The 23921-nt window shown below is 70.5% G+C and carries 17 protein-coding genes; 2 read left to right on the top strand and 15 right to left on the bottom strand.

Translation table 11 applies throughout. From position 1 onward, the window contains the following. Positions 1-37: 37 nt before the first annotated feature. On the top strand, positions 38-1075 hold the full coding sequence (gene ilvC, locus ACN9M6_RS02325) for a ketol-acid reductoisomerase (RefSeq protein WP_419161300.1): 1038 nt from the start codon (positions 38-40) through the stop codon (positions 1073-1075). Here the strand turns inward: ilvC and ACN9M6_RS02320 are convergent. Continuing rightward, positions 1072-3087 (bottom strand): acyl-CoA dehydrogenase family protein, encoded by a 2016-nt coding sequence (locus ACN9M6_RS02320; RefSeq protein ID WP_419161299.1) that lies wholly within the window; start codon positions 3085-3087, stop codon positions 1072-1074. The genes ilvC and ACN9M6_RS02320 overlap by 4 nt on opposite strands. 191 nt (positions 3088-3278) lie before the next feature. Here ACN9M6_RS02320 and ACN9M6_RS02315 point away from each other — a divergent pair, with 191 nt between their 5' ends. Further along, entirely contained in the window at positions 3279-4274 is a 996-nt protein-coding gene (locus ACN9M6_RS02315) for an MFS transporter (RefSeq protein ID WP_419161298.1), read from the top strand. 171 nt (positions 4275-4445) lie between these two features. Here ACN9M6_RS02315 and ACN9M6_RS02310 read toward each other — a convergent pair whose 3' ends face one another. From ACN9M6_RS02310 to ACN9M6_RS02245, 14 genes are all read right to left on the bottom strand, one after another. Further along, complete coding sequence (locus tag ACN9M6_RS02310; protein ID WP_419161297.1) at positions 4446-5165, bottom strand: carboxypeptidase regulatory-like domain-containing protein; 720 nt, start codon at positions 5163-5165, stop codon at positions 4446-4448. Between the two features lie 113 nt (positions 5166-5278). Continuing rightward, entirely contained in the window at positions 5279-8356 is a 3078-nt protein-coding gene (locus ACN9M6_RS02305) for a DUF5107 domain-containing protein (RefSeq protein ID WP_419161296.1), read from the bottom strand. 81 nt (positions 8357-8437) lie between these two features. Further along, positions 8438-8722 (bottom strand): helix-turn-helix domain-containing protein, encoded by a 285-nt coding sequence (locus ACN9M6_RS02300; RefSeq protein ID WP_419161295.1) that lies wholly within the window; start codon positions 8720-8722, stop codon positions 8438-8440. Next, a complete protein-coding gene (locus ACN9M6_RS02295) occupies positions 8719-8841 on the bottom strand; it encodes a hypothetical protein (RefSeq protein ID WP_419161294.1) in 123 nt (40 codons plus the stop codon). The genes ACN9M6_RS02300 and ACN9M6_RS02295 overlap by 4 nt, the downstream gene beginning before the upstream one ends. Positions 8842-8999: 158 nt before the next feature. Further along, complete coding sequence (locus ACN9M6_RS02290; protein ID WP_419161293.1) at positions 9000-10790, bottom strand: hypothetical protein; 1791 nt, start codon at positions 10788-10790, stop codon at positions 9000-9002. Positions 10791-10806: 16 nt separating this feature from the next. Beyond that, the gene (locus ACN9M6_RS02285; RefSeq protein WP_419161292.1) at positions 10807-11367 is read right to left on the bottom strand and encodes an RNA polymerase sigma factor; all 561 of its coding nucleotides are present in this window, start codon (positions 11365-11367) and stop codon (positions 10807-10809) included. Next, the gene (locus ACN9M6_RS02280) at positions 11364-12125 is read right to left on the bottom strand and encodes a hypothetical protein (protein WP_419161291.1); all 762 of its coding nucleotides are present in this window, start codon (positions 12123-12125) and stop codon (positions 11364-11366) included. The genes ACN9M6_RS02285 and ACN9M6_RS02280 overlap by 4 nt, the downstream gene beginning before the upstream one ends. A 160-nt stretch (positions 12126-12285) precedes the next feature. Continuing rightward, on the bottom strand, positions 12286-14460 hold the full coding sequence (gene galK / locus ACN9M6_RS02275; RefSeq protein WP_419161290.1) for a galactokinase: 2175 nt from the start codon (positions 14458-14460) through the stop codon (positions 12286-12288). Beyond that, complete coding sequence (locus ACN9M6_RS02270; RefSeq protein WP_419161289.1) at positions 14457-16442, bottom strand: MGH1-like glycoside hydrolase domain-containing protein; 1986 nt, start codon at positions 16440-16442, stop codon at positions 14457-14459. Before ACN9M6_RS02270 ends, galK begins: the two co-directional genes overlap by 4 nt. 1 nt (position 16443) lies before the next feature. Next, entirely contained in the window at positions 16444-17265 is an 822-nt protein-coding gene (locus ACN9M6_RS02265; protein ID WP_419161288.1) for a carbohydrate ABC transporter permease, read from the bottom strand. Next, positions 17258-19045, bottom strand: a complete 1788-nt coding sequence (locus tag ACN9M6_RS02260) for a carbohydrate ABC transporter permease (RefSeq protein WP_419161287.1) — start codon at positions 19043-19045, stop codon at positions 17258-17260. Before ACN9M6_RS02260 ends, ACN9M6_RS02265 begins: the two co-directional genes overlap by 8 nt. Continuing rightward, positions 19042-20373 carry an ABC transporter substrate-binding protein gene (locus ACN9M6_RS02255; protein WP_419161286.1) on the bottom strand — a complete coding sequence of 444 codons (1332 nt, stop codon included), beginning with the start codon at positions 20371-20373 and terminating at the stop codon, positions 19042-19044. Before ACN9M6_RS02255 ends, ACN9M6_RS02260 begins: the two co-directional genes overlap by 4 nt. Next, positions 20370-21470, bottom strand: a complete 1101-nt coding sequence (locus tag ACN9M6_RS02250) for an ABC transporter ATP-binding protein (RefSeq protein ID WP_419161285.1) — start codon at positions 21468-21470, stop codon at positions 20370-20372. The genes ACN9M6_RS02255 and ACN9M6_RS02250 overlap by 4 nt, the downstream gene beginning before the upstream one ends. After that, the gene (locus ACN9M6_RS02245; RefSeq protein WP_419161284.1) at positions 21467-23773 is read right to left on the bottom strand and encodes an MGH1-like glycoside hydrolase domain-containing protein; all 2307 of its coding nucleotides are present in this window, start codon (positions 23771-23773) and stop codon (positions 21467-21469) included. The genes ACN9M6_RS02250 and ACN9M6_RS02245 overlap by 4 nt, the downstream gene beginning before the upstream one ends. Positions 23774-23921 lie beyond the last annotated feature (148 nt).

Below are 23921 nucleotides of genomic sequence, written 5' to 3'. Positions count from 1 at the left end.
CGGAACGAGCACCCGCTCGAGCACGGAGGGACATGTTGTGGCGAAAATACGTGTGGGCGACGCGGAAGAAACTGTAGTTACGCGCGGTGAGTGGCCGCTCGAACGAGCGGCGGAAGTCCTCAGGGACGAGACGATCGCGGTCCTGGGTTATGGGGTCCAGGGGCCGGGGCAGGCGCTCAACCTGAGGGATAACGGTTTCAGGGTGATCGTCGGGCAGCGTCGGGGTTCTCCTACGTGGGACAAGGCGATCGAGGACGGTTGGACCGAGGGTGAGACGCTCTTCGAGATCGGGGAGGCGGCCCGTCGGGGGACGATCATTCAATACCTGCTGTCCGACGCGGGTCAGATCGCGCGTTGGGATGAGGTCAAGCCTCATCTGACGCCGGGAAGATGCCTTTGTTTCTCCCACGGTTTCGGCGTGACGTTCAATGAGCTGACCGGAATCATCCCGCCGGGCGGGATCGATGTCGTCCTGGTGGCCCCGAAGGGATCCGGACTGTCGCTCCGCCGCCTGTTTGTGGCGAAGAAGGGCGTGAACTCGAGCTATGCCGTCTTCCAGGATGCCACCGGCCGGGCGAGGGAGAGAGTCGTCTCGCTGGGGATCGGTGTCGGGTCCGCCTATCTCTTCGAGACCGACTTCCAGAAAGAGGTGTGGTCGGATCTGACCGGGGAACGCGGCATTCTGATGGGGGCGATCGCCGGCGTGTTCGAGGCCCAGTTCGCGGTGCTCCGGAAGAACGGTCATTCGCCCTCGGAGGCCTTCAACGAAACCGTCGAAGAGCTGACCCAGAGCCTCATGCCACTGGTCGCGGAGAACGGGATGGACTGGATGTACAAGAACTGTTCGACGACCGCGCAGAGAGGCGCTCTGGACTGGCGGCACAGATTCCGTGAGGCGGTAACCCCTCTGTTCGACGAGCTGTACGAGAGCGTCCGGACGGGTGAAGAGGCCAGGATCGTCATAGAGGCGTGCGGTAGGACGGACTATCGGGAGCGCCTCGAGGCGGAACTGAGCGAGATGGCCGATCAGGAAATCTGGCGGGCCGGCAAGCGTTTGCGTGAGTTGAGGCCCTAGAACACGCCGCCCTCGGCTACCGCCTCCCTGGGTCGGGGTTCGCGGACGTCCTCCGCTTCCGGTGCGGCCGGTGCGGTGTCCGCGTGCGAAGTGTCGGCGGCCGGATGGACTTCCGGCGAGGCGCCCTTCCAGGCTTCGAGCTGGGCCTTCTGGAGGCCGACGATGTCGCGCTCCATCCAGGTGAAGTCGCCGGCCATGATGTCCTGGGCGATGCGGTAGTCGGCCGCGTCGTGGTTCGAGCGGACCCGTCGGAAGAGTTCGCCCACGCGGCGGCGTGACTCGGCCGCGAACGAGTCGGCGAGGCGCACGGCTTCGCGTGTCTCGTCCCCTGCTGCGTCACCCGCGCGGCGACGCAACATGTCCGCACGCGTGACTGCGGCCGCGATCGCGAACAGCTCGGCCCCGATGTCGATGCAGCGGAAGAGCAGCCCCTGGCGCCGCTCGAGCCCCGGTCCGTGGCGGACCATGAGGTGGAAGATCGTCCGGGCCAGTTTGCGGCTGTTGCGCTCGACGAAGCGGAGGTGCTTCGCCAGACGCCCGTGGCTCGCGAACCGCGGCGGCAGGCTCCAGCCGATCCACGTCGTCGGATACCAGGTCGCGTAGAACCACGCCGCCTTCGGCAGGGCCTTGAGCTTGGCGCCGAGACCGAGCCGGGGGTCGACGAGGTCGCCCGCGACCTGGAGGTGCCGGTCGACCGCCTCGCGGGCCATGAACAGCCGCAGGATCTCGCTCGAGCCCTCGAAGATCCGGTTGATGCGGAAGTCGCGCAGCCAGCGCTCTACCGCGACGGGTTCCTCTCCCCGCGCCGTGAGCGAGTCGGCGGTCTCGTACCCGCGGCCGCCCCGGACCTGCAGCGCGTCGTCGACCAGCTGCCAGCCCGTCTCGGTGTTCCAGAGCTTGGCCATGGCGGCCTCGAGCCGGATGTCGTAGCCGCCCCGGTCCGCCATCGACTGCACGAGGTCGGCGATCGCGGACATGGCGTAGGTTCGGGTCGCGATCGACGTGAGGTAGTGTGCGATCGTCTCGTGTTTTCCGACCGGCACGCCCCACTGGATCCGGTCGTTACACCAGCGCCGGCACGCTTCGAGCGCGGCCTGTGCCCCGCCCACCGACGACGCGGGGATCGTCAGCCGGCCCGTGTTCAGCGTGATGAGCGCGAGCTTGAGCCCGTTCCCCTCTTTCCAGAGGATGTTCTCGGCCGGGACGCGCACGTTGGTGAAACGGATGATCCCGTTCTCGAGCGCCCGAAGCCCCATGAAATGGCAGCGCTTCACGACTTCGACGCCCGGCCAGTCGCGCTCGACGATGAATGCGGAGATGCGTCCCGTGTCGGGGTGGCGCGCCATCACGACATAGAGTTCGGCCAGGGTGCCGTTCGTGCACCACAGCTTCTCGCCGTTGAGGATGAAGGCGGACCCGTCCTCCGTACGCTCGGCGGAGGTCGTAAGCCGGGCCGGGTCCGAACCCACGTCGTTCTCGGTGAGCGCAAAGGCGCTGACGGCCCCCTTCGCGAGGCGGGGGAAGTACGCCTCCTTCTGCGCCTCCGTGCCGAACATCTTGAGCGGCTGTCCCACGCCGATCGACTGATGGGCGGAGAGCAGGGCGACGATGTTGCCGTCCACGGAGCCTACGACCCGCATCGCGTTGGCGTACTCCGTCTGGTTGAAGCCCAGCCCGCCGTATTCTGTCGGCACCTTGATGCCGAAGGCCCCGCGCTCGGCGAGCCCTTCGACGACTGCCGGCGGGATCTTGCCGTCGCGGTCGATGCCGTCCGAGTCCACCTCGTCCCGGAGAAAGACGCGGAGGTCTTCCGTCCACGCGCGGGCACGCTCGGAAATGAACTCTCCCGGGTCGGGATAGGGGTGGATCGCGTCGAGCCGGAACTTCCCCAGGAACAGGTTTCGGACGAAGGTGCGGCCCGACCAGTCGGTCTCGCGCGCGGCTTCGGCGACCTTGCGGGCCTCGGCCTCGCTGACGTGGGATTTGGCGCTCGCGTTTGTATGTGGGGACATGTGAATCTTCCGCCTCTTCCGCCTCCTCTGGGGGACGCCGCCCTCTACGGCGGCACTCCTACAAACCTACCCCGCGCCATGCGTTCGCGACAAACGTTCGCGACAAACCGACGGATCGCGCGATGCCTCACCGGGACCGTACCCTTGAGCCCTCGAAACGGACCCCCGCCCGCTCCCAAAGGCCGCCGCGCGTGAACTCGGCCTACTACGCACGGGTGATCGCCCCCGACCCCGTCGAAGGCGCGATCTGGTGGACGCGGGCGGTCTACATTTCGTCGCTCGGCAACGCCTTCCTGCCGGAGCTCTCGACGCGGGAGAACATGGGACGGATATCGGGGCTCGGGTGGGGGTTCGGGTACTTCGGCGGACTGCTCTGCCTCCTCCCGGCCCTCGGAATGGTGAGCGGCTGGCTGCCCGAGGAGGGCGGCCTCAACGTCCGCGCCACGAACCTCCTCGCCGCCGGCTGGCTGCTCGTGTTCTCGATCCCGATCTTCCTCTTCCTGCGCGAACGGCAGCCGCGGCGGCGAGCGTCGGCCTTCGAGTACGTGCGCCGGGGCTTCGGGCGAATCGGCGACACGGCCCGGGACCTGCGGCGCTACCGTCAGGCGATCCGGCTCCTCATCGCGCGGCTCGTGTACAACGACGGCCTCATGACGGCTCTCACGATGGCCGCGATCTACGCCGGGGCCGAGTTCGGCATGGAGACGGCCGACCTCCTCGTCCTCGGCATCGTCGTGAACGCGGCCGCCGGCGCGAGCGCGATCGGCTTCGGGTTCGTCCAGGATCGCATCGGCGGGAAGCGGACGATCGCGATCACGCTCCTGCTGCTGACCGTGGCGATCGTGCTGGCGTGGTCCGCGCGCGACCGGACCATGTTCTGGGCCGCGGCCATCCTCCTGGGCCTCATGGTGGGCCCCAACCTGGCCGCGAGCCGCGCGCTGCTCGCGTCGTTCGTGCCCCGAAGCAAACAGGGCGAGCTGTTCGGCTTCTACGCCTGCTCGGGACGGTTGGCCTCGGTGATGGGACCGCTCTCCTACGGGCTCATTCTCGGCGCCACGGGCAGCCACCGCTGGGCCATCGCTTCCATCATCGTGTTTCTCGCCGCGGGGTTGCTGCTACTGCTGCGGGTGGACGAGGAGGAGGGCGCGGCGCTGGCGGCGGAGGAGGGGACGCCCGCGGGCGGCTAGCCAGCTAGTGCCGTCCATCTAGAGAGGGGAAGGATCGGTGATCTGATGGGAGCGACGCGTGCTCTTGCGACACTCCGTGGAGGAAGGTCGGGACGTGATCCCGCAGTCTGTGGGGCAAGCCTGATCCCCGGGAGGTCGGCGGTCATGCGGCTGCCCCGGATCATTCCGGTCCTACTTCGTCCAGATCGCGACGGCGCCGCAGCGGGAATCGGGGCCACCGAACTCGGCCGCGAGCGCCCCCGCGCCCGTGTACACCTCGATTCCCGCGATTTCGGTCGGGAGGACGAGATCGTTGATCGATTCCCGGGGGTTCACGTCGGTTCCGCCTCCCGACGTGAGGCTCCAGCGCTCCTTGCTCCCCCGGATGGCGATGTTGCCGTCGAGGTAGATGTTCAGCTTGCAGCCCTGGTCCGAGAACCCCCGCGATTTCGTCGTGCTGTAGAGCTTGCAGCCGTGACCCCGCATGTCGCAGTTCGCGAGCCGGACCCCGGGGGCGTCCGCGATCATGTGGGTGATGCGGAGGGGGCTTCGGCGCTCGATGTCCTCGGCCGTGAAGAACGTGCCGCCAGCGACCAGTTCGCCCCAGTACTTGCGCTCGTAGAAGCCGTTGATCTCCAGGCGGCGGGGTCTCGTCGCCGTCGCCACGAGGGGCTCCAGCGCCACGGGATCCGGCGACAGGTCGACCTCGACTTCTGTCGTCAGCCCCCGCCTGACCGTGACCGGATGCGTGAGCGGGGCGTACCCGAGGTGCCGAACCGAGAGTTCGTAGTCGCCGACAGGGAGTCCGCTGAGGACGAAGCGGCCTCTCCGATTGGTCTCGGCCGCCTCCTCACGTTCCGCCACGGAGACCGCGGCCGTCGCCACGGGCTGGTGGGTCCGGCCGTCGAGCACCTGGCCGATGAGCCGCCCTGTCCGGTCACTACGCCACGGGTCAGGGAGAGTTCCAACCAGGCCGGGTCGAGGCTTGTCAGGTCTTCAAGGCAGGGATCCGGAAGCTGAAGAGCCTAGCGTTCCAAGCGCGCGGCCGCGGCGAGCGCCCGGCGCACGAGGGCTCGCTCGATGACTGCGGTCGGGGACGTCGTGTCGGCGAGCGCCTCGATGCGGGCGCGCAGCGCAGCGGCTTCGGCCTCGACAGGCCCGGGCGGTGTCCCGCCCGGGATACCTTCCGACAGCGCTCCGAGCAGGAACCGCACCAGCCGCTCGTCGGGATCGAAGGGGCGGCCCTGACCGAGTGATTCCGGCCACAACAGCGCGGCCTCCAGGTGACGGAGGGCGGTCGCGCGGTCCCCGGCTTCGAATGCGTCCAGCGCGGCCCCGACATTCGCGAACTCGTACATGCGGTGGCTCTCGCCGGAGTTCTCCGAGGGGAGGACGCGGGTGTCGCCGAGGATGCGGAGGGCGTCGCGGTGGCGGCCCGCCTGGAGGAGCCCGCGCACGTGGAGGAGGTCGAAGTTGAAGTCGCCCGGGAAGAGCTCCCGTCCCCGGCGGGACGCCTCGAGTGCCTCCGTCCAGCGTTCCGTTTCCTGCAGGTGCCGGACGAGGAAGACGCGGAGGAGCCGGCTGCCGGGATCCACCTCGACCGCGCGCCGGAAGTCGGGCTCCGGGTCGCCTCCCATGGCCTTCGTGAGGTGCGCGCGGGCCGCATAGGCCGGTCCGTAGTTGGGCTCGTCGCCGAGGGTCGCCAACACTTGGGCGGCCTCCGCGTCGCGGTCGAGCGCCCACAGGTTCAGGCCGAGCAGGTAGCGCCAACTCCAGTGCGGGTCTTCGCGGGTCGCCCAGCGCAGGACCGGAAGGGTCTCGGCGCGGAACGGGAAGGCGAAGTCGGGATCAGCCCCCGGCCCCAGCATCTCCGCTTCGTCCCTCAGGAAGGCGCGCCACGCCGCGGCTACGGGGCCTCCGCCCACCTCATCCGCCAGCTCCAGCAGACGTGCGGCATCGCCGGGCCGCCCACGGTTCGCGTAGCCCACGGCAAGCTCCAGCAGCGTCTGCCCCGGATATTCGCTCCGCATCGACGCGGTGAGGCGAGTCGCCTCGACGTCCGCGGCCTCTTCGCCCTCGGATCCTGCGGCCCGGGCCGCGAGGTATCGCTCCGCCAGCACGAAATGGTTAAGCGGGTCGAGCTCGAGCAGCTCCGCCAGCACCCGCTCGGCGCCGGGCTCGTCCCCCTCCAGGCGGGCCGCGATCGCCAGCACCTCGCGCGCCGGAATGCTCCCCCGGTCGTGGTCGAGCGCCAGCGCGCCGTGGCGGCGCGCCTCGGCCAGGTCCCCTGCGTCGAGCGCGAGATCCGCCAGCCTAATGCGCGCCGCGGCCCTGTAAGCCACCGAACGGGAGGCCCAGCCGAACGCGTCGAGCGCATCCGCGCGGCGCCCCAGGGCGAGATAGAGGTTGCCGGCAAGGAAGTTGGCCTCGGGATCGTACGTGTCGAGCTGGAGCGCGCGCCGCGCGTGGGCGAGGCCCTCTTCATGGCGGGCCGACCTCAGCGCCAGCGCGCCCAGGCCGAGCAGCGCCTCCCGGTTCCACGGCTCGGCCGCGACCGCCCGCTCGTAGAGCGTCCGCGCTCCAGCGTAGCGGCGTCCCCGCGCCAACTCCCTCGCCTCGAACACCAGGCGATCTGTCTCCGTGAGAGCGTCCCACGCCTCGGGGTCCATCGCAAACGGCCGGGAAACCGAGGGCTCCCCCCCGAATCCGCAAACGCCAACCAGACCGGGTTCTTCCGCGTTCGAGCAGGCTTCCAGGCCGAGTCCGGGCACCGAAAAGCGCCACGGGCGCCCGGGCGCGACATCGAAATCGATCACGACCGGATCGAGGGGTTCGAGCGCCACCGGCCGCTCGGCGACCAGTTCGCCGTCGGACCATGCCCTCACCGTGTCGGCCGCGGCCCCGAACGCCTGGACCACCACCCTCAGGCGGCCACCCTCCCGTTCGACGTGCATGGCGCCGTGTGGGGAAGCGTCGGTGAGGCCGCCCGTCCCTTCCAGCGGGAACCACGTCTCGGTCCAGCGGCTGGCGGAGAGGGGATCGAACCCGGCCTGCGAGATGGGGTTGCGGTCCGCTCCCGGCGAGTACTGTACGTGCAGCCGTCCCGCCTGGAACTCGATGTACTGTCCGTCCGTGTCGGTGAGCAGGTCCTCCCAGATGCCGCCTGCACGGGAGAGCGCCCACAACCACATCTTGCGTCCCGGCATTTCTTCGTGGGGGGCCCAGTGCCCCCAGCCGTAGCCCTCGTCGTGATAGTAGCCGCCGAAGAAGTCGTTGAGCGCCCCCACGACGTGGTAGGACTTGTGTCCCCCGAACGCGTTGTTGCGGTAGAGAGGCAGGAAGCGCCCGTCTTCGTCCACGGGCCAGGGGAGCGCCCGACCGGAGTGCTCCAGATAGGCGTTGCCGGGCACGAACAGCTCCAGGTCGTCCCGGGCGAAGGCCGCGGCCGTCATCCAGTTGTAGTAGGGCTGCTCCAGCGGGGTCGGGTTGTGCCACACGACGCGCGTCTCGAAGGCGGCCCGCTCCGCGGGAAGGCGGATCTCGACCCGCCACGGCGTGCGCGACGGGAGGTCCATGGCGCCGACGATGGTACTCACGCTGCCGTCCGCGTTCTCCCGCACGAGGTAGTCGACGGGGGTGGCCGTGGCCGGCGTGTGCCCGATCACGCCGAAGTTGAACTCGAGGCCGCCGGAGGTCCACGGTCCGCGCAGCGCGATGTCGCGGAACTTCATCACTTCGTTCCGATAGATGAACTCGTGGCCGGTCTCCTTCACCACGGCCCCCCACACCTTGCCGCCCACTTCGGGAAGGACGAAGACCTCGATGAGGTCGTTCTCCATCCTCACGACCTTCCATTCCCGGGGCTCCGACGTCGCGGCGTACCCCTCGAACGTGTGGTAGGGGTACAGCCGGCGGTCGGTGGCGAGCGCCGGCACAGGGTTCGGCTCCGAGAACGGGTACGTGTCGAGGACGCGCACCTCCTCCGAGATGCGGGCGCGGGGTCCGGGGCCGGCGCACGAGACGGTCGTCAGGGCGGTGCAGAAGACGACCGCGTTTAGCCCTAAGGGGGTAGCCCGGGCGCGGAGGACCGTGAGTCGCGACACGTCAAACCCGTAGGAAGTACGGAGGGGCCGCCCGCCCCCCGGATACGGTCCGCCTGTCGAAGGGCGGCACGATAGCGTCCGTCATGGCGACGACAGCAGTGCGCGCCCGACCGCGTTGGGTTCGTGCTCGATGATGCGCAGGAGCGTCGCGGCCGGCCCACTGACGCGGCGTGTCCCCTGCTCCCATTTTCGGTAGCCGGACAGGCTCATGCCCATCAGGGCCGCCATCTGAGCCTGTGTCAGCCTCGCCCGTTTCCGGACCTCGCGCGGGGCTGCGGCCTCGTGAACAATGGCGGGGCCTTCGCCCTTCGCATGTGCCAGGGCTTCGTTCAGGGACTGGATCAGGTCTTCTCCGAACGTATTCATTGCGTTTCCTTCCCCTGACTCTTGATCGCCTCGACGAGTGCGGCTACCGCTCGCCGCTCGCCCGGGCTCAAGTCGGTCTTGGCGGACTTCGGATAGGCGAGAAGCGCATAGACTGGCACTCCTTCACCTCCGTAGAAAGTAGATCACCCGGACACCACCTCGTTTGCCGCGGCCCAAGGCCCCGAATCGCATCTTTCGGACTCCGCCCGTCCCCGGAATCTGGTCACCCGCCAAGGGATTCTCCGCCAGATGGTCGATCAGTTCACGCTTCTCGTCCTCACTGAACAGCTTGTCGGCCTGGCGGGAAAAAGTTGGAGTCTCGGCAACGGTCTGCATGCAACGTATGGTATCCCAATGGGGTAGTCGTCGCAATCTTCCGAGGATCTGACGAAGTGGGCGCGGGCTGGGAGGACACGCCGGCCAGACGCATAACCGCTACGCGCTGTAACTCCATGGAGTTCGTCAGCACGCCGATCGCCGCGGAGTCCGTGAAGCGATAGGGGGTGAACCCTTCGGGGAAGATGACCCTCTGGAATTGTGGCACCGCGTCGGTCAGGGACACCGTCCTCCACGCCCTTCCATATCCGAGGGGATGAGAAGACGAACCATCGAACTCCTGAATCCAGATCCGTCCGGGAGAGCAGCGCAGATCTATGCCAACCGGGGCTTCCGCCGGCAGCTGATCGCCCGCACGGGCCAGTACGTCCGCGGCGGCGCGTTCGATCTCCGCCTCGGTGATGTTGGTGTCTCGCATCTCGTTCCGCATCATCCCCCGCACGTAGCCCAATCGCTCCTCGTGCGAGAGCAGTCGACCTGTCCACGGCAGCGGAATGTGCCTGTCTTTCATGCCGCCGGACGCAAAGAGGTGAAGGCTGCGGTCGACCGGGTCGAGAACGGCAACGATGCCATCGGCACAGCCGTCCCAGAGGGGCACGGGGGCGAGACCCATGACCGGAACGCGGGTCGCGGCTCCGGGAAGGTCGGCCGCGAAGTCCACGAGCACGGCCGGTTCGGCATCGCCGTGCGTGATGCCGAGGATCTTGCCGCCCCAGAAGTCGTCGCCCCGGTTGATCCCGCCGGGATAGCTGGCCACCCGGACTCCGGTGCCGTCCTCGGCGACTCGGAACGGATCCCCGAAGGTCACGCTCCTGATATCGGCACGAATGGTCCCTCCCGGGCTGATGAGGGTGGGCGTCGAAGTCACGAAGTTGCCTCGCGCATCGAACCGGGAACGCCTGCGAGTAGCGAGATCCCACGCGATCACTTCGCCGGGCGAGGTCGCTGCGGACAGGATCCAGGGGTTGAAGAGTTCCCCCGGACCCTGGCCTGATCTGCCGAAGTCGGCGAGCACTCGGCCGGAGCGATCGTACGCCCGCAGAAAAGGTGCGGCTTCGGTCAGCGCCCAGATCACTTCGCCGGACTCGATGATGTCGCGCACCCCCCACAACTCTTCGCCTTCGTCGAAGGTCGTGACCGCCGAAGGGGCGATCTCGACCTCAACCGCCGCTGTGTCCGGGGGCTTGGGGGCGCATGACCCCATGACGAGCGTACCGAGGACCAGCAGGGGGAGGATCGGGAGTCGCAGCGTCGATCGTCTGTGAAGGAGTACGCTTGCCAGGGCCGCGAGAGACGCGACGGCGGCGGCCAGAACCGGTGTCGCGACCGCACCCGCAGGTTGGAGTTCGCCGGTTCCACCCGTGAGGAGCAGGCCGGAACCGAGCGTCAACGTGCACGTGAGAAAGCCGGAGGCCATGCCTAGGCACTCCCGCCACGCAGCTTGGCGAGGAACGCCTCGCGTCTCTCGCTCCAGGGCGCCCATGATGGCGTCCACGCCGGACTCCGAGAGCGGCGAATCGGAGGCCCCGACTCGTCGGATCGAGGCGATAAGGCGCAGCAACTCGAGTGTTTTCTCATCGGTGTTTCCGTCCGCCGGATCCGCGACCTGTCCTGAATCGCCTGCCACGACGGCCGAGACAAGACGGTCGGTTGCCTCCTGGTCCGGCTCCGTGCGCCCGCCGGTCCGCCTACCCGGTAGCCATTGCGTCTTCTTGAGCGTCTTCTTGAGCATAGGGGGTTCTCCGTCGTCAATGGATCCGTTCGATCAGTTCATCCATTTGGCGCAGCTTCTTGAGGCCCCGATGGATCATCGAGCGCACCGACACCTCCTTGACCGCCAATATTCGCGCCACTTCGGCCGTGCTCAGACCTTCGAGAATGCGCAGCATGATGGCGTCCCGCTCCCGCGCCGTGAGCCGGTCAAGCGCCGAGTAAAGGGCGGCCGCCCGCTCCTGGCGTCTCAACTGTTCAGATGGGCCGGGTGTGGGGTCGGGGAGATCGCCGCGCTCGTCAAGGCGGGTCAGGGGGGCGCGGTGCCGCTTGCGCGCCTCCATCCTGCAGACATTCCTGCACACCGTCAGAGCCCACCCGAGAAAGGACCCGGTACCGGAGAATCGCCTGCGCTTCCGGTAGATCCGGATCCAGCAGACCTGCAACAGATCGGCCGCGTGGTCGTCATCCCGAGCGTAGCTGCGGATCACTCGCAGCATTCGCGGAGACGTCTCGCGCACCAGACGGCGAAACAGCGCGTGGTCTCCCGCATGAAACCGCCCCCGGTCGAAGCCGGTTTTGCCATCGCGGGGTGTCAACGGGCGGACCCGCGATCAGGGCGGACGACGGCGAACAGGATCCCTGCTGCCGCGAGAGGCACGCACAGGGGAAGCACGAACAGCAGGCCCCCCCAGGCCGCGTCGTATCCGACCAATTCGCCGGCCATCGCCGCAGGAATCCAGAAAGTCGCGAACAGGAGTCCGCCCGAAAGCCACCGCGTCGCGTAGCGGGGCCAGGTGGACAGCCTGCGGGTCGATCTTCCGGTCAGATCGCCCAGAACTGCCGCCAGCAACACAAACGCCGCGTTCGCAATCGGTACGAACAGAGTCGCCAGAGCGCTCGCCGCTCGACGCAAATGCCTTGCGGTCTCGTTCCCCAACGCGGCCTCTGCGGCAGCGCGCGCGGACCTCGCGAATTCGAGGAGAGAGGCGGGAAACGGCCAGTCGGAGCCGGTCCACTTCGCGGACATGGGCGCGACAAGGGCCGGCAGGGCATATGCCGCCATGGCCAGCATCGCTAGCAAGACCCAGTGACGCCGCGGCGAACCGGTAGGACCCCCGCCGAAGATGCCGCACCCGTTCAGAGCACCGGCGAACACCGCGGGCGGGAGGATCTGGGCAACCATGACGGGGAGACGTCTGGCCAGCATCGCGAAAAAGTCTGCGACCGCATCCGGCCGGCCCCAGAAGTGGGTTGCCGAATACGCGAGGTACACGGCGAGAAGAACGGCAACCCAGGTCGCGACGCGTCTGGCAAACTCGGATTCCGGCTGCGGACGTGACTTGGTCTCGATCATGTCCACCCCCGTGGCGTAGGTGATTCTGCCCGGCCCGGGGCTCGTGCCGAACGCAGTGGTGCTACCACAGGGGATGCAAAATGGACGGTGTCCGTTGCGGAGTGCCGTGACGCCGCCTGGACCCCGGGGGATCTGCCTCGATGTGTGGCACCCCCTGCTGCTAGCAGGTCACCGTGGCTCCGCCGGACGCTGCGGCCACGAACAGTGCGGCCTCGCCGACCCCGCCCCGGGGCGCGTAGAAGTGCTCTCGCAGCGCGCCCATCACGCCCTCCGCCCGGCTCTCCCGGCAGAGCGCGATCGCGCAGCCGCCGAATCCCGCGCCCGTGAGCCGCGCCCCCGCCGCGCCTGCATCCCTGGCCACCTCCACGATCTCGTCCAGCGCCGCCGTGCTCACGCCGAAGTCGTCGCGCAGACTGGCGTGCGACGCGTTCATCAGACTCCCGAAGGCGGCCATGTCCTCCCGGCGCAGCGCGGCCTCGGCCTCGATGACTCGGCGGCCTTCTGTCGCCACATGGCGAAAGCGCCGCCACAACGTGGGCGGCAGCGACCGGCGCCCCCCGGCCACGATGGATGCGAACTCGACCTCGTCGGCCTGAACCACCTCCAACCAGGATGCCCGGCCCAGCCGCTCGAGCGCCTCCGCGCACTGGGCCCGCCGCTCGTTGTACGGCTCGCGCGCCGACCCGGCCTTCTTCGCGCGCGCCAGCGACGACGCGACGACCCACCGCCATCCCTCGGGCACCGGCACCGGCGTCACGCGCAGCGGCCCGAAGTCGATCCTGAGCGCGTGCCCCTTCGCCCCGCAGAGAGACGCCGCCTGGTCCATCCCGCCGCCCTGCAACCCGACGAAACGCTCGGCGCGGGCCAGCAACGCCGCCAGCTCCAGCACCTCCACATGCTTCCCGTTCGCGTGCAACAGGGCCAGCGCCGACGCCACAACGAGGGCGGACGAGGACGACAGCCCCTCCGCCACCGGCACCGTGCCGGCGACCTTCCCCCCTATGCCTCGTTTCAGTTCCACGTCGTGGTCCAGCAACCCCTTGGCGGCGGCCCGCACATAATTGGACCAGTGGCCCTGGGGCGCGGGTTCGATCGGCCGGTCGAGGCGAAAGGCGAAGGGGCCATGGTCGGCATCGCCTGTGAGTTCGACCGCCGGCTGGCGCAGCACCTCGAATTCCAGGCGGATGTTCCGCTCGAGCGCCATCGGGAGCACGGAGAGGCCGTTATAGTCGAGGTGCTCCCCGATCAGGTTGATGCGCCCGGGAGCAATTGCGACCCCTCGGCGCGGCGCCTGAAGCGGGTGGACGGGTGGGGCCTGCGCGCGCGGGGCCGGCTCCGGGTGTACGGGCGACGTCCGGAGATCGGCGGGATAGGCCCCGGCCGTGGTCAGTTGGCGGAGCGAGGCCGCGGCGCCCGCGCGATCACCGGGGAAGGTGAGCCCCATCCAACCCTTGCCTGAGGGCAGAAGGCCGCAGCGCGCTCGTCCGGCGGCGGCCAGGTGGCTCACGGCTTCGGAGAGGTAGAACTCGTCATCGGCCCCGGGGCAGGCGGCGAGGAAGGCGCGGAAGCGTTCCGCCAGCAGCGGCAGGATCTCGGGGAAGAACCCCCACAGCCCCATGCACGCCTGGCTGTCCGCGTCAACGCGGATCGACGTCCCGGCGGTGGTGGTTCCAGTAACGGCACTGCGCCCGACGGCGGCGGTGGCTTCGGCGCCGGAACCCGTCCGCGTCGCCTCGCGCTCGAGGCGCAGGTCCAGGCCCTCGGTCATGCGGAGCAGCGTGCCGTCCGGCTTCATTTCGCAGAGGCCGCGCGACACGCCGCCGAAGGCGGACAGGGTGCCGGCCAAGGGGTAGGAGACGGTGAAGGCGCGAACGCCCGGGGGAGGGGCCGCGAGCGAGCGCGCTAGGCTCTCGTAAGCGGCCCGCCCGTAGAAGTCGTCCGCATTGCAGACGGCGAACGGACCCCGGCGGGGCAGGGCGGCCGCCGCGGCAAGCACCGCGAATCCCGTGCCCCAGGGCCGGACGCGCCCGGGCGGGGGGAGCGGCACGAGGTCGGCGTGCGCGAGGCGCTGGCAGGCGAAGGAGAGCGCGACCCCCGCCCGCCGCAGCGGAGCCAGGCGCGCATCGAACTCGTGGCGTCGGCTCTCCCTCACCACGAGCACGAAGCGCCCGAAACCCGCGCGCAAGGCGTCGTGAATCGCGTATTCGAGCAGCGATGCGCCGCCCGGCCCCACGGGCTCGAGCTGCTTGGCGCGACCGAACCGGGTGGACCGCCCGGCGGCGAGGATCACGAGCGTGGGCCGCTCCGGCCGTTCGGCCGGCTCCGTGCCCTTCATCGCGACAGCTCGACCGTCCGCGCCCGACCCGCCACGCGGAGCCCTTCGATGCGGGCCCAGGCGGCGGCCTCGCGGGCGACGAACGCGGGCAGCCGGGAGCCGATGCACAGTCCGCGCCATGGACAGGCGTCGACGAACTCTTCGATTGCGCCGAGCACGAACAGCGGCCCCCAACTCTGGAAGCGGCGGCCCCGCCCCCGCCCGCTGCGCGCGTCGAAGTTCTCCCGGCAGAACCCCGTCCGCCGGCGGTCGGCCAGGAACATGAGCGCTCCCTTCCACGCCAGCTCGCTGGCGAGTTCGTCGAACCCGTAGCGCCGCAGTCCCTGCAGCACGAGGTAGTTCATGGGCGGCCAGATGGAACCGCGCCAGTACTGCTGGTCGCCGAACGCCGGGTCGTCGCGCGAGATCGTGGGCAGCACCCATTCGCCCCAGAAGCGCGCGGGGTCGCGCAGCACGCCGACCATGCGCCGCGCCCGCCGCGCCGACGGCACGCCGGCAATCAAGGGAAGGAAGTTCGACGCCGCCACGCGCGGAGACAAACCCGCAGGCAGCTCGTCCAGGTAGAGCCCGGCGTCGTCGGACCACAGCACCCCGTTCATCGCCGCGACGAGGCGGCGGCGCTCGGCCTCCAGCCGTCGAGCGGCCGCCGGGTCGCCTAGGATGCGGGCAATCCGCGACAGGCACTCCAGGTCCAGGGCGCGGTAGCTGCACAGATCGACGGCGGACATGGCAAGGACTTCGCGCCGAGGATCCCATTCCGCCTCTTCCCACAGCGGCAGGTCGTCCTGGCCCGATTCCCACGCCGCGCGCTGGTGGCCGTTCGCGCCCACTTCCCACTCCGGGAGCTGCTCGCGCCCCGGAACCAGCCCCGCATCCGAGCCCCACGCCAACAGTCCCGGCGAGAGGCCCTCCCGGCGCGGGCGTCCACGCTTGTCGGCCACCCACCAGTCGCTCCACGCGCGGAGCCCGGGCCAGGCGGCGGCCAGAGCGTCCACATCAGGGCACGTAAGATGCAGCTTCAGTGCCGCAAAGGACCCGACCGGGGGCTGGGAACGGTCGGGCGTGCCGCCGAGCCGGCTCCTCCAGTTGGGCACGTTCCCGTTCGGGTAGCGCGACTCGAGCCCGGCGAGGAGAACGTCCCAGGCCAGGCGCCCGGATGTGGTGGCGAGCGCGAGGGCGTTGAAGAAGGAATCCCACCCAAACACCGTCCAATCGTCGGGAGCCGGCGCGCCCTCCCGTGCGCCGTCCCCCGGCTTCGGAAAAATCCAGCGGCGGCCGGCTGGCGCGTACAGGCGTCCGGTTTCCGGTTGGAGGAGGACGGTCCACGTCAGGTTGTCCGCGACGGCTTCGACCAGTCCTTCCCCGGCTCCCGACGAACTCGGGCGGCGACGGTCCCAGTCGGCGCGCGCGTCGTCGATCCAGCGCTCCAGCCCGGGGAGAAGGCGTTGGGCGCGGGCCAGGGCGGCTGCGGACCGAGACGGCGCCCCCCTCGGCTCCCAGGCGACCACGGTGGCCGCGCGTTCCCCCGCCCGAGGCCCGAAGGCGGCGGCGATCTCCACGCTTCCAAGCGTCGCGCGCCAGCCGTCGGAAGCTTCCTCCCACCGTGCCTTCCACCCCCACGGATCGTCGCCCACCAGCTCCACCTGGCCCGGAGCGCGCGCCACCGCCCGCAGCGCCACGGCGTCTTCGCGGCGCGACCACTCCAGAATCAGCGTGCTCTCCCCGGGGCGGGACGCGGGCGACGGCTCGGCGGCGAGGTCGAACTCCATTCGCGCGTAGCATCCGTCCGGCGCGTGGGGACCGACGCGGGAGACCATCCAGTACCAGTCCTCCAACTCGCGGCGCTGGCCGCCCGGCGTGGTGAAGACGAGGCGGAGGCCGATGCCGTCGTCGGGTCCGGCTGCGAACAGGAGGCCGGCCCAGCGGCGCGCCTCGAGGGCTCCGACGCGCATCATGCCGGGCCGGGTCTTGGCGCGCGCCACGCTACCGAATCCCTTCCAGCTGGATCCCCCGCACGAAATACCGCTGGGTGCACAGGAACAGGAGCGCGATGGGCAGCACCGCGGCGACGCCGGCCGCCATCTGGTAAGGCCAGTTGATCTCGTAGGTCGAATGGAAGGCGGCGATCCCCACCTCGACCACCCGCATTTCCATGGACCGGGTGACGAGGAGCGGCCACAGCAGGTTCTTCCACGCGTCGACGAACGCGAACAGCGCGAGGGTGGCCACGGCGGGCTTGGCGAGCGGCAGGGCGACGCTCCAGAAGATGCGCAGGCGCCCGGCGCCGTCCACGCGCGCGGCGTCCTCCAGCTCGCCGGGCACGGTCCGGAAATACTGTCGCATGAGGAAGATGCCCCACACCGAGACGAGTTCCGTTGAGATGAGCCCCTGGTAGGTGTCGATCCAGCCGAGGGTCTCGATCATGAGGAAGCGGGGGATGAGCACGACGACCGCAGGGACCATCATCGTCGACAGGAAGAGCATGAAGAGCCCGTCCCGCCCCGGAAATTCGAGGCGGGCGAAGGCGTAGCCGGCCGTGGCCGCGGTCGCGACCTGGCCCACCGCGACCGCGGTCGCGAACACGAGCGAGTTCAGGAAGTATCGCGCGAAGGGCTGGACGGTCAGCGCCTCCGGGTAGTTCGACCAGCGCGGCGCCCGTGGCAGAATGCCCCCGCCCGCGAACACCTCGAGCTGTCCCATGAGGCTGGTCAGCACCATCCACGCGAAGGGCGCGGCCATGGCGAGGCACGCCGCGGCGAGCAGCAGCCCGCGCGCCGTCCGCGGCGCCATGGCGCGGTCAGCCATGGGCGCGGCTCGTGTCGAGAAAGCGGAAGTGCAGCCAAGTGGCGGTGAACACGACCGCGAACAACAGCCAGCTCATGGCGGCCGCGTTGCCGAAGCGCAGGAACTCCCACGCCTCCCGGTAGATGTGATAGACGGCGACATCGGTGGCGCCCAGCGGGCCGCCCTCGGTCATCACATAGACGAGTCCAAAGACCTGGAAGGACCCGATGACCGACGTGACGAGCACGAAGAACAGCGTGTGGCGAAGGCCGGGCAGGGTGATGTGGCGGAAGCGCTGCCACGACCCCGCGCCGTCGACCCGGGCCGCGTCGTACCAGTCGCGCGGGATAGCGGCGAGGCCCGCCTGAAAGACCACCATCTGATAGCCCACGACCATCCAGATGCCGATCATCATCAGGCTGATGAGCGCGGTGTCGGGCGAGGTGAGCCACGGGACGGACTCGAGCCCCGCGCGCTCCAGAACCTGGTTCAGCAGTCCGTACTGGTCGCTCAACAGCCACTTCCACACGACCGCGATCGCCGCCACGCTGGTGATGCCGGGCAGGAAGAGGGCGAGCCGGGCCCAGCGCAGCGCGCGGCGCGACCCCTGGGTGAGGAGCGCCAGGGCGAGGGCGGCGGCCATCGCGGCGGGCACATGCAGCGTGAACAGCGCCGTGTTCCCGATCGCCGACCACCAATCTCGGTTCGAGAGCAGCGCCGCATAGTTGTCGAGTCCGAGGAAGAGGGGCGCGGGGTCGATGAGACGCCATTCGTGCAGCGAGATCCACAGGGAGAAGAGGAGCGGCCCAAGCGTGAACGCGAGGATGAGGGCCGCCGCCGGCGCGAGGAGGCCCCACGCCGCCAGGGTTCGGCGCAAGGCGCGGGGGCGGGCCGCGAGCTGCGCGAGGTGGAGGACCAGCGCCACCAGCAGGGCGGCGAGCCCGCCCGCGGCGGCCAGCGGGAGGGCGGGCGCGGCGGTGCGCTCGTATCCGAGGAAGGCGAGGTGGACGTCGGCGGTGCGGGCCGCGTGGTAGGTGGCGCCGTCCGCTTCAACCGTGTACGGCGTGCCGGCGGGCGTCGCGGGGGGCGTCTCCATGTCTCGTTGGGGCGAGGCGGCGATGGCAGCCGCGATTGAGGCCGGCATCGTCCACCGCTGGTTCGCAGACTCCAGCGAGCGGTCCTCGGCCCACGGGAGGTGGGCGACCCGGGCGGCGCCGGCTGGATCCGCGCCGGTCGCCATGGCAAGCTCGACGGCTCGCGCGCCCTGGGCCACCGTGACGGCGCTCAGCGATCGGAGTTCGCGGTCCGCCCACCGGTCGGCGGCGACCGCCGTCAGGGCGATGCAGCCGACGGAGAGGAGCGCGATGCCCGCCGGGTAGCGCGAGCGCGTCGGCCCGCGGCGCCGGGCTGCGGCCCAGCCCGAGATGAGCGCCACGCCCGCCAGCGCGATGGCGGTGGCGATGGCGGGGAAGGCGGCCCAGGGGCCGCCGGCGCGGCGCGGCGCGACCGCGATCCAGGCGGCGGGGTCGAGCGCCCCGGCCTCGTAGGCGTGCGCCCCCGGCCCGGCGCCTCCGGCGCCCGCGCCAACGATCGCCGCCCGTTCGCCGAGCAGCCTGGCCACGGCCTGGGTGCCGCCCCCCTCCTCCTCCCACAGCGTGGCCGCCATGCGCGCCTCGGCTTCCGCCGCCGCCACCCGTGCGCCCTCCACCCGGCCCGCGGCGACGGCCAGAACCAACCCGAAGCCGACGGCGAGGGCGAGGGCGGCGAGGGCGGCGAGGACCGGCTGCCGCACGCCGGTCACCACCCGAACTCCGCGTCGATGCGGCGGGCCACGTCCGAGGCGCTCGATGCGAGGGGCTCTCCCCGCACCAACCGGCGGTCCATGATCTCCACCGCCAGCGCCTCGATACGGGAAAAGTCGCGTACCCGGGCGCCCCACGTCATCCGTGCTCCCTCCACCAGCGCGATGAACGCGCCCTCGACCCCCGTGCCGTCCGCCGCGGCGATCTCCGCCGCCACATCCATCCGCGCGGGAATGGCGAGTCCCGACCGCGCCCGGATGCGCTGCGCTTCGGGCGAGGCGAGGAAGCCAGCCAGGTCGATGGCCCGGCGCAGGTGCGGCGCGTTGGGCGGCACCGCCCACCCCGACGCGTACAGCACGCTGGCCGCCGCCGTCCGGGACGGATGGTGCGGAATGGGGACGATGGCCAGGTCCAGGGCGCCCGCGTTCACCAAATCGCGGAACACGGGGAGCGTCCAGTGGCCCGACAGCAGGAACGCCTGTCCGCCCGATGCGAAGCGCGCCTCCCGCGCGGGGTCTCCCTGCTGGACAAACTGCGCGCCCGGGGTGAGGCCGTCCTCCGCCAGGGCCGTGAGGAAGCGGTAGGCCTCCAGCGCTTCCGGCCCGTCCAGGTAACCCGCCGCCCCGCTGCCGTCGGGCGCCAGAATGTCGCCTCCCGCCGACCACACGAACGGAACCCACTGGTACAGGTTGCGCGGGAAGTCGAACCCGAACACGTCCTTCCGACCGTCGCCGTCGGTGTCCGCGACGACCGCCTCGGCGGCCCGCCGGAAGTCCCCCCAGGTCCAGCCGGCCGGCGGCGCGGTGGGCGACGGCGCGGCCGGCAGAAGGTCTTCGACCCCCGCGGCGGCGAGCGCACCCCGATTGGCGTACAGGACCATGGGAGTGAAGTCCTTCGGCAGAGCGAACATGGATTCGCCCCGGCGAAACGCGTCCGCCACCCGCCCGAACACGCTGTCCGGTCGAAAGCCGAGCGCCTCCTGGTAGGGCGCGAGGTCCAGCGCCAGCCCGCGCTCCACGAAGGTGGGGATGTCGGGCGAGTCCATGAGGTAGACGTCGGGCGGGCGCCCCGCCGCGATCGAGGTCAGCAGCCGCTCCTCGTATCCGTTAGGGGCCGATTCGAGCACGACCCGCACGCCGGGGTGCAAGGCCTCGTAGCGGTCGGCCACCTGCCGCTCGATCTCGAGTTCGTGGCCTCCGGCCCAGAGGGCCACGCGCAACGCGCCGCCCGATTCGCCGGGGCCGCAGGCGACCGTCGCGAGGACGACGGTGGCGTAACCGGTGGCGGCCCGGAGGGGCCGGCGCGCGCGCGGCCGACGGCTCGTCACTGCGAGGCCGGCTGGCCCATCGGTCGCGGCACGGCCTCCTCGCGGCGGCCGTGTGGACCGAACAGGTGGCTGCGGTCCCATGCGACGGAGACGCTCACGCGGTCGCCAGGGGCGACCCGCAGGGCGGGGGATGCGCGCGCCACCCACGCCGCCTCGCCGGGGCCGTCCAGATGCACACGCTGCTCGCTGCCCAGCGCCTCCACGCGGAGCACGGTGGCCCGGAAGTCGCCGGCCTCGCTCACCGCGAGGTCCTCCGGCCGCACCGCCAGCGTGGCGCGGTCGAGGCGCGGCGGTTCCGGGGGCTCCGCGAGCGCGAACGGACCGCCCGCGAGGTGCCCCCCTTCGTCGCGGGACAGGGGGATGCGGTTGATGGGCGGCGACCCCACGAAGCCCGCCACGAACAGGTTGCTCGGTCGGCGGTAGATCTCATGCGGCGTGCCCACCTGCTGGAGTCGGCCGCGATCCATGACCGCGACCCGCTGGCCCAGCGACAGCGCTTCCACCTGGTCGTGCGTCACGAAGATCATCGTCGTGCCGAGGCGCCGGTGCAGGGCGGCGATCTCGTCGCGTGTCCGCAAGCGCAACTCCGCGTCCAGGTTCGAGAGCGGTTCGTCGAACAGGAACACGCCCGGGTCGCGGACCATGGCGCGTCCCAGAGCCACCCGTTGGCGCTGGCCTCCGGACAGCTGGCCGGGCCTCCGCGACAGCAGATCGGCGAGCCCGAGAGCGGCGGCGGCCTCGGCAACGCACCGCTCGAGCTCGGCGCGCGGCGTGCCGCGCACGCGCAGGCCGAAGCCCAGATTCTGGGCCACGGTCATGTGTGGGTAGAGCGCGTAGCTCTGGAACACCATGGCCACGTCCCGGGCGCCCGGCTCGACGTCGTCCACGCACCGTCCCCCGATCCACACCTCCCCCGAGGTGGCTTCGTCGAGCCCGGCGATGAGGCGCAACAGGGTGCTCTTGCCGCACCCCGACGGGCCCACCAGCACCATCAGCTCCCCCGGCCGGACCTCGAGGTCCACCGTCCGCACGGCCACGACCTTGCCGTACCGCTTTTCCACGCCGCGCAGCACGACGCCTTGCGTAGCGCGACTCACGGAACCCACGGAACTCGCAAGGCCTCGCCGCGCGGCCCGTCGAGCCGCTCGCCGTCCACGGTGACGCTCACCCGCTCGGGTTCCAGGTCGACGCGCACGGTGCGACCCCGCGCGATTGCCGGTCCCAGCGACACGCGGGAGGGACCGTTCGGCAGCGGCCGCACCTCGATTCCCGACGCGTCCACATGGAGCCCGGCGAATCCGCGCGCCAGCAGATCGAGGATCCAGGAGTGCTGGTAGTCGTTGATGCCCCGGAAGTGGCACGCGCGGCCCGTGTGCGGGTTGTAGTGCTCGAAGCAGTTGGGGCGCGAGGGATCGCCGTCGGTGAACATCATGCGCGCGAAGCGGTTGAGCATGTCGGCCGCCAGCATGCCGGCCCGCGCGCTCCCGCCGCGCCAGCAGCGCAGCAGCCCTTCGATCACGTGGCTCGTCGTCATCGGCCATACCCGTCCGTTCCACGGGCAGTTGCGCCGCTTCCCCCGCCAGATGCCCTCCGCCGAGAATCGCGGATCGTCCACGCTGGACGAAGGCAGGGGGAAGCGCGTGCCGAAGGTCCCGGGATCTTCTAGGTGGTCAAGCAGGGCGTCGAGGCGGGCGCCGCCCACCCGTGCGGTGAGCAGTGGGTAGAACCCCACCGCCGCCTTCACGCCGGTGCACTCGCCGGTGCGCCCGTCCACGTCGGTGAACAACCGGGCCTCCGCCGACCACATGCGCTCGTCGATCGCCCTCCAGCAGCGGGCCGCGAACCCGCGCCACTCGGTCTCGTCCCCCGCCCGGTCCAAGCGGCGCGCCACCGAGCCGAGGGCGCGGAACAGCTGGTGCGCGTACACCGTGACGTCGATCCCCTTGAGGCGGAGGCGGGGACGCCACCCCGCCACGTCGGCCTCCTCGTCCACGGCCATGTAGCGCGACATGTACTCCTGTCCCGTCTCGAAATGGTTCGTGACGGTGAACATCCCCGACGCCTCGGGGTCGCGCGCCGCCGTCAGCCAGCGGGCGTAGCGCGACAGTCCCTCGTAACAGCGGGCCAGCGCCGCCGCATCGGGGTGCATGTCGTCGACCGCGAGCAGCGCGTCGCCCCAGTTGGCGTGGTAGAAGTCGGTTCCTTCAAGGCGCTCGGGATAGAGGCGCCCGTGGAAGGAGCCGTCGGGCTTCTGGTTGTCGATGAAGTTCAGGAGTGAGCCCCACGCCTCGCGCCCGCCCCTCCGCCACCGCATCTCCATCATGTGGCACTGCGCACTGTAGGCGATCGGCATGTGGAAGTACTCCGGGCCCTCGGCGATGGCGGGGTGCTGCACGGGGCCCCATGGACCCTCGATGCGGTTCAGGCCAAGGCCGTAGATGCGGTAGTCGAAGGTGCGGTCGAGATATGGATCGCCGCACTGGAAGTGGGGAAAACCGCCGAAGAAGGACTCCCAGGCGGAGGCTGTCGGGGTCTCGCCGGCCGGGGGCGTCGAGGACGTTGGAGCCGTGCGCCGAGCTTCGGCGCGCCGAAGGCGGAGGGTTAGCCGGAAGGTCGGCGGGCCGCCGTCGTCGATCCCCGCCAGCGGAAGGGCGATGGCGATCCAGATCCACCCGAAGCGGCGTGCGTCCGGGCCGGAGTTCGGGTCGGGGGCCGCGCCGGACGCGGGGTCGGCGCCGGCGCAGGCGGTCTCGGCGCTCCCCGGGGCCCCGCCGCCGTCTTCCGCGAAGGGCGAATGCCGCCATTCGGGCGCGCCGCGCCCCTCGGAGGGCACTATGCGCCGCCACGCGGGCGAAACGGAGCCCGCGAGCTCCAGGCTCAGGACCAATTCCTGCCCGCGCCGGTCCGTGACGGCCCGCGTCCATCCCACGCCGGCTGCCGTGGGTTCCGCCCCGTCGGTCGCGTCGGCTGGCTGAGCGGTGAAGCCGACGAGGTGGCCCTCGATCTCGCGGGGGACGCGCCAGGATGATTCCAGGATTCCGCCCGGCAGCACCTGGCGGCGCTCCTCGACGATGACGCCTCGCTCATCCGACCACGTGGCGACCAGCCGCCCGGGCCGCCACCTGCGTGGCGTCAGCTCGCGACCGCCCGGGCCGCAGGTCGCTCTACGGAGAGGGCTTTCCAGCCCGTCGGGGCGCACCAAGGCCACCGAGAACCCCGGGCCGACCTCGTGCTGCAGCAGGTGAACGGGATCCCAGAACCCCGGCCGGTGAAGCCACTGCGGGAACGGCGGCGCCCACACCACGCCGTCCAGCCCCCCCAGGAACCACTTGTCGTTCCGAGCCAGCGCCGCGATGCGTTCCTTGGGGGAAACGGCGGGACGGGAGGGGGGGTTGTTCATGGGAACACCATCGAACCGCATGGGTCGCCGGTCAACGGCCCGACGGTTCGCCGCCAACGCGCGACGCCCCGCCAAATGCGCTCGCGACAAACTGTGCGCTCCGATATCGTTCCCCCCAATGTCCGGGACGGACCCCCGCCTGCTCCGA

The sequence above is a fragment of the Candidatus Palauibacter sp. genome (assembly GCF_965197445.1).
GTDB lineage: Bacteria > Gemmatimonadota > Gemmatimonadetes > Palauibacterales > Palauibacteraceae > Palauibacter.
This window is presented reverse-complemented; position numbering and strand designations above follow the sequence as displayed.

Bases quoted from the DNA above. Each gene is read 5' to 3' on its own strand.
- ACN9M6_RS02320 (WP_419161299.1), bottom strand. From the start codon at position 3,087: ATGTCCCCACATACAAACGCGAGCGCCAAATCCCACGTCAGCGAGGCC.
- ACN9M6_RS02300 (WP_419161295.1), bottom strand. From the start codon at position 8,722: ATGAATACGTTCGGAGAAGACCTGATCCAGTCCCTGAACGAAGCCCTG.
- ACN9M6_RS02290 (WP_419161293.1), bottom strand. From the start codon at position 10,790: ATGCTCAAGAAGACGCTCAAGAAGACGCAATGGCTACCGGGTAGGCGG.
- ACN9M6_RS02280 (WP_419161291.1), bottom strand. From the start codon at position 12,125: ATGATCGAGACCAAGTCACGTCCGCAGCCGGAATCCGAGTTTGCCAGA.
- galK (WP_419161290.1), bottom strand. From the start codon at position 14,460: ATGAAGGGCACGGAGCCGGCCGAACGGCCGGAGCGGCCCACGCTCGTG.
- ACN9M6_RS02265 (WP_419161288.1), bottom strand. From the start codon at position 17,265: ATGGCTGACCGCGCCATGGCGCCGCGGACGGCGCGCGGGCTGCTGCTC.
- ACN9M6_RS02245 (WP_419161284.1), bottom strand. From the start codon at position 23,773: ATGAACAACCCCCCCTCCCGTCCCGCCGTTTCCCCCAAGGAACGCATC.